Annotated in this window: 1 protein-coding gene; it reads left to right on the top strand. The window is 57.9% G+C overall.

Features of this window, described 5'->3' with window-relative positions:
* Positions 1-1,268: 1,268 nt before the first annotated feature.
* The gene (locus NKI16_RS33945) at positions 1,269-1,985 is read left to right on the top strand and encodes a pentapeptide repeat-containing protein (protein WP_352924810.1); all 717 of its coding nucleotides are present in this window, start codon (positions 1,269-1,271) and stop codon (positions 1,983-1,985) included.
* Positions 1,986-2,495: the final 510 nt, after the last annotated feature.

The following is a 2,495-nucleotide window of genomic DNA, read 5'->3' as shown; positions in this document are numbered from 1 at the left end:
AATCCCCATAGGCAATCGCCTGCGGCCCGCGGGTTCCTGCATCAGAGACTTTCGTACGCCTGACGGCACCCGAAACCCTTCAGCAATATTTCGGCCGTTCGACTATATCGTTCGAACTGCCGAAAGCTGTCGGGGCTCCGGCCCTCTCAAACCCTACGTCGCCGTTGTCGCGCATGTGCCGCATGCCACCTGCCGTGCTTTCAGCGAGCCGACCTTACCTCCAGTCTGGAACCTAGCAGTCGCCCAACTGGTTCAACCTTCCGCCACGGCCGCGCAGGGGAGGGCGTGCAAAACGGTAGGCGCGACCTAAGAAACGGTCGCGGTTCGAGTCGGTAGAGGGATACCGCCGATACAGTGCTGTAACCGAGTTCGTTTGCTGACGGGACTTCTTAATCGGCGCAAATAGGTCCGACTCCAAACCTCCGCAACCAGTTCCAGCATAAATCACTAATAGTCGCGATCTGATCAAAGCCCCGCCGGAAAAAACGGCAAGGCATTTCCCACGGCAGGTTTGGCGAAGCGCGGAAGGGCACTCTGCCGCCCAGAGTAAGCGGCCTGCACGGTGAAGACGAGAGGGACGCTTTTCCAAGCGCGGAGTTCGAATCCCTCCCTCTCCGCCATACGACATTGTTTACGTTGAGAAAAATACAAGAATAGGTTGCGCGTCCGCCATAAAGCCCGCCAACCGAAAAAGGCGTATTCGCGGCACGTCAGCTTACGACACAAATATGCGGGGTTGATGCTTCGACCTGGTAGATGGCAGAGATCAACTTCGGCTTCGCTAAGCGAAGTCGTGGGGTTCATGCGACAGCGGAATCAGGATATGCGACGAGCACCCCGTGCCGGGTCAACCTCGCCGTCGTGAAGTACCGATCGGTGCGGAACCAAGCGGATTCACGCTTGTCGGCAGCGGACGCCGGCGGTGGCGGTCAGCACCCGAGCAGGCTCCCAATTAGCGAGACAAACGTCCAGAGCGGAGGCCAATCTTGGCACGCGACTTCGCCAGCCTGAAGGACCGCTCTCCTCGGCTTAGTCAAGCATACCTACGGAATGATGCGCCTGGCCGGTGACAAATGAATCTCTGCTGGACCGGCGATGATATGGGGAGGCGCTCGCAAATCGCGCCCCACGCGCGGGTTGATCGGTTGATCAACATCAAAGCTTGAATATGAGAAATGCGCTAACTGTGACGGCGGTGGTCACCGTGGCTCGTGTGTCAGCAGATGTGGTAAGGTTGAGTGTCGGCGAGTGGCAGAGGTCCAGCAACAATGACTTTGAGACGAACCAGAGCTTACGGCGCATCCGGCTTGGTTCTAGCGGTTTGCACTGTGTTTGCTTGGCAGAACGCCACTGCCGCTCAAAATTGCGACGCAGCCGCGACGCCTGGCGTCAATTGGCACGAGTGTGACAAGAAGCTTCTCATCCTAGAAGGACAGGACCTGAGCGGGGCGAACCTGTTCGGTGTTGATTTCACTTCGACCGACCTCAGGAACAGCAATCTCCGTGCGGCAAATCTTGAGAAGGCAACGCTTGTGCGTGCTTCCCTGGCCGACTCGACCGCCAAAGGCGCCCGGTTCGACAGAATCGAGGCCTACAGGACCGACTTCAGCCGTATGGACGCGCAGGGCGCTGTGTTTGCGAGCGCGGAAATACAGCGCTCGAATTTCCAGGGCGCCAATCTGACCAATGTTGATTTCACAAAGGCAGAATTGGGGCGTGCGCAGTTCCATGACGCCGATATCAGCGGCAGCCGCTTCTCGTTTGCCAATCTCGCACGGGCGGACTTCCGAGGAGCGACGTTCACCGCGCCGATAGACTTTGACCGCGCCTTTTTCTTTCTGACCCGTATCGAGGGCGTCGATCTTTCCAATTCGGCGGGTCTGTCCCAGTGGCAGCTCAACATGGCTTGCGGAGACGCCCGGACCGAGTTGCCTTCTGGCTTGACGAGGCCTGAAGATTGGCCCTGTCAATTCCAGCAGGAATAGTTGTCGGCAAGCGAACTGTGCAATGCTGCACCCGACAGGATTTGAACCTGTAACTTCTGCCTTCGGAGGGCGCAGATCCTCCGCCAAGGTGGCAGGTTTCTGCGGTATTGCTATTGGCGAAATCGCGGCCGAAGGGTGTTTGTGCCTCAAACAATTACGACAGGATTTATGTTACTTATCAACAACTTGCAATGCGCTTCTGGAGAGGTGGTGCCGTGAACTGGGGCATGTATCGAGTGACCACTGGTGATCTTCCACGCTTGGGCATGATCGCGTTTGCTCAGCACTCTGACGTCCCGATCAACCACGGATTCCGCACGCATATTTCTCTAACCAACGCCTCTCCGGCCGAATGAAACGTCTCTTCTGGCCGTGCCGTCTTCTCCCGCGGCAGTTCGCGTCGGGGCTTGCAGACGACGAGGATCGAAGTTGTGTGCGTCAAGTTCTGCAAAATGGCGTGGCATTGCGGTGACGTCGGCGTGTCCGCCGCGCAGCCCCCGTGTTTAGCGG

The sequence above is a fragment of the Mesorhizobium sp. M0698 genome (assembly GCF_040320455.1).
In the GTDB taxonomy this organism is placed as follows: domain Bacteria; phylum Pseudomonadota; class Alphaproteobacteria; order Rhizobiales; family Rhizobiaceae; genus Mesorhizobium.
The sequence above is the reverse complement of the archived record's forward strand: the minus strand, read 5'-3'. Positions and strand labels throughout refer to the sequence as shown.